The 6,732-nt window shown below is 62.7% G+C and carries 6 protein-coding genes; 1 reads left to right on the forward strand and 5 read right to left on the reverse strand.

The annotated features are described in order from the left end of the window. The coding region (locus EOA22_RS20570) for a M17 family metallopeptidase (RefSeq protein ID WP_127390181.1) at positions 1-1,362 on the reverse strand (1,362 nt) is incomplete at its 3' end. A 116-nt stretch (positions 1,363-1,478) separates the two neighbouring features. Between EOA22_RS20570 and EOA22_RS20575 the strand changes: the two genes are divergently transcribed. Next, the gene (locus tag EOA22_RS20575; RefSeq protein ID WP_013533677.1) at positions 1,479-2,300 is read left to right on the forward strand and encodes a tetratricopeptide repeat protein; all 822 of its coding nucleotides are present in this window, start codon (positions 1,479-1,481) and stop codon (positions 2,298-2,300) included. A 90-nt stretch (positions 2,301-2,390) separates the two neighbouring features. Here the strand turns inward: EOA22_RS20575 and EOA22_RS20580 are convergent, their stop codons facing one another. The 4 genes from EOA22_RS20580 to EOA22_RS20595 all read right to left on the reverse strand — a co-directional run. Beyond that, a complete protein-coding gene (locus EOA22_RS20580; protein ID WP_127390182.1) occupies positions 2,391-3,413 on the reverse strand; it encodes a type II secretion system F family protein in 1,023 nt (340 codons plus the stop codon). A 9-nt stretch (positions 3,414-3,422) separates the two neighbouring features. Then, positions 3,423-4,436 carry a type II secretion system F family protein gene (locus EOA22_RS20585; protein WP_013533679.1) on the reverse strand — a complete coding sequence of 338 codons (1,014 nt, stop codon included), beginning with the start codon at positions 4,434-4,436 and terminating at the stop codon, positions 3,423-3,425. Positions 4,437-4,465: 29 nt separating this feature from the next. Then, positions 4,466-5,965, reverse strand: a complete 1,500-nt coding sequence (locus tag EOA22_RS20590) for a CpaF family protein (RefSeq protein WP_013533680.1) — start codon at positions 5,963-5,965, stop codon at positions 4,466-4,468. Positions 5,966-5,994: 29 nt separating this feature from the next. After that, positions 5,995-6,732, reverse strand: a 738-nt coding sequence (locus EOA22_RS20595; RefSeq protein WP_206521305.1) for a CpaE family protein, incomplete at its 5' end; no start/stop codon positions are given.

Genomic DNA, 6,732 nt, shown 5'->3' on the forward strand with positions numbered 1-6,732 from the left:
GCCATAGCGTTTCGCGATGATCCGCTCCAGCGCGCGGATGCCCTGTGCCTCGCCGCCGGCGGGGCCCTGCGGACGGTCAGCCGGATTCCACGCGAAGATGTCGAAAAGCGCCCAGCCCGCGGCTTTTTCGACAAAGCGCTTCAGGAACAACGCCGCTGTGATCGAGCCGGCGAAACCGTCCGTGGTGACATTGTTGATGTCGGCGATCTTCGACGACAGTTTTGCATCGTAGGGCCGCCACAGCGGCATGCGCCACAGCGGATCCTCCGTCGCGACGGAAGCCTCCGCCAGATCGGATGCCAGCGTTTCGTCGCCGGTGTAGAACGGTGGCAGATCGGGGCCGAGCGCGACACGGGCAGCCCCGGTCAGCGTCGCCATGTCGACCAGAAGCTGCGGCTCCTCCTCGTCGGCCAGCGCCAGCGCGTCGGCCAGCACCAGCCGTCCCTCGGCATCCGTGTTGCCGATCTCGACAGTGATGCCCTTGCGGCTCATCAGCACGTCGCCAGGCCGGAAGGCGTTGCCGGCAATCGAATTTTCCACCGCGGGAATGAGCACGCGCAGCCGCACATTCAGCCCGGCAGCCATGATCATCGAGGCGAGGCCAAGGACATTGGCGGCACCGCCCATGTCCTTCTTCATCAGCAGCATGCCGGACGATGGCTTGATGTCGAGGCCGCCCGTGTCGAAGCAGACGCCCTTGCCGACCAGCGTCACCTTCGGTGCGTCTTGCTGTCCCCATCGCATGTCGATCAAGCGCGGTGCGCTGGTCGACGCACGGCCGACCGCATGGATCATCGGGAAGTTCCGGTCGAGGAGATCGTCACCCTTGATCACCGAGACTTCGGCCTTGTGCCTGGCGGCCAGGGTCCGCACCGCCTGCTCCAAATCTTCCGGACCCATATCGCTGGTCGGCGTGTTGACCAGATCGCGTGTCAGGAAGACGCCATCGACAATGCGGCGAACGCGCCCGGCATCGACGTCGGCCGGCAGGCCGAAGCGCAGCGCCCTGCCTGGCTTCTTGCCGTAGCGGGTGAAGACATAACCGCCGAGCAGCAGCGCGATCGCCGCGAGTTCGGCCTCGGCCGGCGCCAAGGCGAAATGCCAGTCGCCTTCCGGCAAGGCTTTCGACAATGCGCCGAGGGCAAGCGCGCCTTCGCCATCGCCGATACCGAACAAGGCGCCGCCGAGCGCCCCGTTTTCGCCGGGCACGACCAGTGTCCTGCCTGCCTCGCCGGAAAAGCCGTTGGCCCTGGCCCAGGCGATGGCGGCCGGCGCAAGACCGGCCGCGTCCAGACCGTCCCTGGCGACCAGATGGACCGGCAACGCGCCCGGCAATGTCTTCCCGACGAGTTCGACAGGCATGCGATGTTCTCCGTGTGAGTCGCCGTTCTTAACCGTCCGTTAGGGTTAACAGAATATTTCTGCGAGAGGGAAGACGGCCACGCAATGGCCGCGCATGAATGGAGGCTTAGGGTGCCATGCCGACCAACCGCAGGATCAATATCAGGGGAAAACGGCTCATCACCATGGCTCTTGTGCTGGCGCTGACGGCGGGCGTCGCCGGTTGCGGAACCGACAAGCTCTCCACCGGCTCTATCGCACGCACCAGCGGCAAACCGCTTGAAAGCATGTCGGCCGGCGAACTGCACAATGCCACCGGCGCACTTGGCCAATCCTACGCGAAGAACCCCAACGACAAGCGGATAGCGACGAACTATGCGGCGGCGTTGCAGATGGATGGCGACGCCGACCAGTCGCTGGCCGTGATGCGCAAACTCGCCATCGCTTTGCCCAAGGATCGTGACGTGCTTGCCTCCTACGGCAAGGCGCTGGCCGCCAATGGCCAGTTCGAGGCGGCGCTCGACGCCGTGCGCCGCGCTCAGACACCGGAATATCCCGACTGGAGGCTGGTGTCGGCGGAAGCGGCCATTCTCGACCAGACCGGCCAGAAGGACGATGCGCGCCAGCTTTACCGCAAGGCGCTCGACCTCAAGCCGAACGAGCCTTCCGTGCTCTCCAATCTTGGCATGTCGTATGTGCTGGAAGGTGATCTGCGCACCGCCGAAACCTATATGCGCTCGGCCGCGCAACAGCCGAATGCGGACAGCCGGGTCCGCCAGAACCTGGCGCTGGTCGTCGGCCTGCAAGGCCGGTTCGACGAGGCCGAGAAGATCGCCTCACAGGAACTGTCGCCCGAACAGGCGCAGGCAAATGTCGCCTATCTCAGGCAGATGCTGGCCCAACAGAACGCCTGGAGCCAGCTCAAGGACCAGGACAAGCCGAAATCCGCAACCAACTGAGACCACAATTCCGATGCCCCAACGAAGAGGCCGCGTTGCATGCAGCGCGGCCTCTTCGTTTGAAGTGTACTGCAGGAATTTGCCTTGCCGCTACTGGGCGTTTGTTGCCGGCGCCGCATGATCGCCGAAGATACCGCGTTGGCTGACCTGAATGCCGGCGGGACCCAGGATGATGGCGAAAAGCACCGGCAGGAAAAACAGGATCATCGGCACGGTAAGTTTTGGCGGCAGGGCGGCCGCCTTCTTCTCGGCCGCATTCATGCGCATGTCGCGGCTTTCGGCGGCAAGCACGCGCAGTGCATGCGCCACCGGCGTGCCGTAACGCTCGGCCTGGACGAGCGCCTGCGACACCGACTTGACCGAATCCAGGCCGGTGCGGCTTGCCAGGTTCTCGTAGGCCTGCTTGCGCTCCGGCAGATAGGAAAGCTCGGCATTGGTGAGGATGAACTCTTCCGCCAGCGCCACCGATTGCGCGCCGATCTCGTCGGCGACCTTGCGCAATGCTGCTTCCACCGACATGCCCGATTCGACGCAGATCAGCATCAGATCGAGCCCATCCGGCCATGCCATCTGGATCGACTGCTTGCGCTTGGTGGCGCGGTTGTTGACGTAGATGACCGGCGCGTAGAAGCCGCCGTAAGCAACGAGGATGCAGACGAACAGCCTGATGACCAATGGCTTGTCGGGCAGTCCTCCGAGCACGAAGATGTAGATTGCGGCCAGCGCGAAACCGACAAAAGGAAGCACGAGACGAAAGAAAAGAAACCGCGTCAGCGGATTCTGTCCACGAAAACCGGCCACCTTGAGTTTCTGCAAGGTGCCTTCATCGGCGAGCGCGCGTCTCAGATCCAGCCGGTCGACGATGTTGCGCATGCCGATCGACTGTTCCTCACGCAAGCCCTTGCGACGGCGGTCGGCCTCGACCGCAAGCCGGGCGCGCTGTTGCGCACGCAGTTCGTCGCGCTCCAGCGCAACGGATTTCATGCGTGACTTGAGCTGGTTTCCGCCAAACGCCGGCAGCAAGGTGAAGACGGTCGCAAACGCCGCTATCGCGACCAGCATCGCGATCAGGAAGCTCGGATCCGTCAGGGTCTTGATGACTTGCTCGGTCATGCCAGCATCCTAGACTTCGAAGTTCATCATCTTGCGCATCACCAGGATGCCGATCGACATCCAGACCGCAGAGCAACCAAGGATCAGGTTTCCGACGCTGGTGTTGAAGAGCGGCATCAGGTAGGCCGGGCTCGACAGGTAGACGAGAAAGGCGACGATGAAGGGCAGCGCACCGATGATCGCGGCGGATGCCTTCGCTTCCATCGACAGCGCCGCGACCTTGGCTTTCATCTTCTTGCGATCGCGAAGCACGCGCGAAAGATTGCCCAGCGCCTCGGAGAGATTCCCGCCGGCTTGCGATTGAATCTGGATAACGATGCCGAAGAAGCTTGCCTCGGTGCAAGGCATGGTTTCGGGCATGCGCAAGGTCGCGTCGGGGATAGAGAGGCCCATCTGCTGTGAATCGACGATGCGGCGAAACTCGGTCTTCACGGGTTCGGGCGATTCGTTGGCGATCAGGCGCACGGCATCGTTCAGCGGCAGGCCGGATTTGACCGCGCGCACGATGATGTCGAGCGCGTTTGGAAATTCGTTGAGGAATGCCTTGACCCGGCGGGCGCGGCGAAACGTGACGAACCAGCGCGGCAGGCCCAGCCCCCCGGCCAGCAGCACGCCCGGCAAGGCGATCAGCGGGGCTCCGGCCACGAAAGCGGCCATCGTCAAAACGATGCCGCATATTGCGGAATATATATAGAAACGCTCGATGGTGGTCTTGAGGCCGGCCTGACGAAGCTGGGCTTTCAGCGGCGGCTTCTTGACGCGGCTGTCCTTGGTTTTCTGCTTGGCGTCGAGTTCGTTGAGAGAATCCTGAACCGATTTGCGCCGCTTGGCGGCTTCCGCCACGCGGTCGCGCGAGGCCTTGACGACGGAGCGATCCGTCTCGGCGGTCCTGATTGTTTCGAGCCGCTTGCCGACCTGTTTCTCGTTGCTGATCCGGGTGAACAGAAATGCATAAGCGACGGCGCCGGCGCTGAAGCCGGCGAGCACGACAAACGCCAGTACTGTGCCGTCAATTCCAAACATTGGCCCGAACCCTTACACCCCAGCAGACGTCAGTCAGCGCGTTTCTCCATCGCCTCGAGCGCAATGGCGAGACGCTGCTCCTCGCCGTAATAGCGTGCACGCTCCCAGAAATGCGGACGGCCGATGCCGGTCGATACGTGCTCACCCAACAGCCGGCCGTTGGCGTCCTCACCCTTGATGTTGTAGAGGACGATATCCTGCGTGATGATAACGTCGCCTTCCATCCCGATCACCTCGGTGATGTGGGTGATGCGGCGCGATCCGTCGCGCAGGCGCGCTGCCTGGATGATCACGTCGATGGAGCCGACGACGATTTCGCGCACTGTCTTCTGCGGCAGCGAATAACCACCCATGGCAATCATGGATTCAATGCGGTTCAGGCATTCGCGCGGGCTGTTCGAGTGGATCGTTCCCATCGAGCCGTCATGGCCGGTGTTCATCGCCTGCAGAAGATCGAACACTTCGGGTCCGCGCACTTCGCCGACGATGATGCGCTCGGGCCGCATGCGCAGGCAGTTCTTGACCAGGTCGCGCATCGTCACCTCACCCTCACCCTCCAGATTGGGCGGGCGGGTTTCGAGGCGCACCACATGCGGCTGCTGCAATTGCAGCTCGGCCGAGTCTTCGCAGGTGATGACGCGCTCCTCGCGGTCGATATAGTTGGTCAGGCAATTGAGCAGCGTGGTCTTGCCCGAACCGGTACCGCCCGAGATCACGATGTTGCAGCGAACACGGCTGATGATCTTGAGAACTTCGGCGCCCTGCGGCGAGATGGCGCCGAACTTGACCAGTTGGTCGAGCGTCAGCTTGTCCTTCTTGAATTTGCGGATGGTGAGCGTGGCGCCGTCGATGGAGAGCGGCGGCGCGATGACGTTGACGCGCGAGCCATCGGGGAGGCGCGCGTCGCAGATCGGGCTGGATTCGTCGACGCGGCGGCCAACCTGGCTGACGATGCGCTGGCAGATGTTGAGGAGCTGCTGGTTGTCCCGAAAGCGGATGCCGGTCTGTTCGACCTTGCCGTTGACCTCGATGTAGACGTTCCTGGAGCCGTTGACCATGATGTCGGCGATGTCGTCGCGGGCGAGCAGCGGCTCGAGCGGCCCATAGCCGAGCACGTCGTTGCAGATGTCCTCGAGCAGCTCTTCCTGCTCGGCGATCGTCATTGCGAAGTTCTTGATCGCGATGATGTCGTTGACGATATCGCGGATTTCCTCGCGCGCACTTTCAGGATCAAGCTTGGAAAGCTGCGACAGATCTATGGTGTCGATGAGTGCGGAGAAGACCTGGCTCTTGGTATCGTAATAGGTTTCGCTTTTTTCGCGCTGTGCCCGCTTCGGCTCAGGCGCCAATGGCGGTGCCTCGACCGCACGGCGCGCCGGCGGCGCGACAGGCGCGCTTGGCGCCGCGGGCCGTGTCAGAACCGCCGTGTCCACGGAACCTGCAGCCGGTGGCGCAACAGGCGCCGGTGCTGGCTGGCGAAATTCCGGCGTGAACCGGTTGCCGTCGTCGCTGCCTCTTTTACCAAACATGATCGACTACCGATTCCACTGCTGAAGCGTCACTTCTTGTTGCGCGAGAGCTTGCCGAGCAGGCTGCCGAGCCCGGCCTTCTTCCTGATCTTGATTTCGCTGCGCCCGGTCAGCACATGCGCCATTTCGTTGATCATTGCGACGATCGGGTTCTTGGCATCCATTTCGCCAAGCATGCGTCCGTTGTTGGCGGCATTGCCGAACAGCAAGGGATCAAAAGCAATGACCGACATTGGCGACAGACCGAGCGGCTCGGCGAAATCGGCCGGCGAAATCTCCGGGCGTTTCGGGACGCCGGCCTGGTTGATGATCAGCTTGGGCGGCGGATCATTGGGACGAAGCCGCTTGAGCATATCGATGAGGTTCTTGGTGTTGCGCAGATTGGCAAGTTCCGGTGTCGCGGTGATGACGATCTCGTCGGCCTTGACCAAGGTGTTCTTGGTCCAGCCCGTCCAGGCATGGGGGACGTCGAGCACCAGAAGCGGCACGCTGCGCTGGGCGGTGTCGATGAGCTGAACGAAGGCCTCTGGATCGAAATCATAGACCCGTTCGAGCGTCGAAGGCGCCGCCAGCAGCGACAGATGCTCGGCGCACTGGGTCAGCAGCCGGTCGAGATAGACTTCATCGATGCGTTCCGGTGAAAACACCGCCTCGGCGATGCCTTGCGCCGGATCCTGGTCGAAATTGATGTTGGCGGTGCCGAAAGCCAGATCGAGATCGGCGACGACCACTTCGGATTTGAACAGGGAGGACATCGCCCAAGCCAC

Source organism: Mesorhizobium sp. M7A.F.Ca.US.014.04.1.1, assembly GCF_003998745.1.
Lineage (GTDB): Bacteria > Pseudomonadota > Alphaproteobacteria > Rhizobiales > Rhizobiaceae > Mesorhizobium > Mesorhizobium ciceri.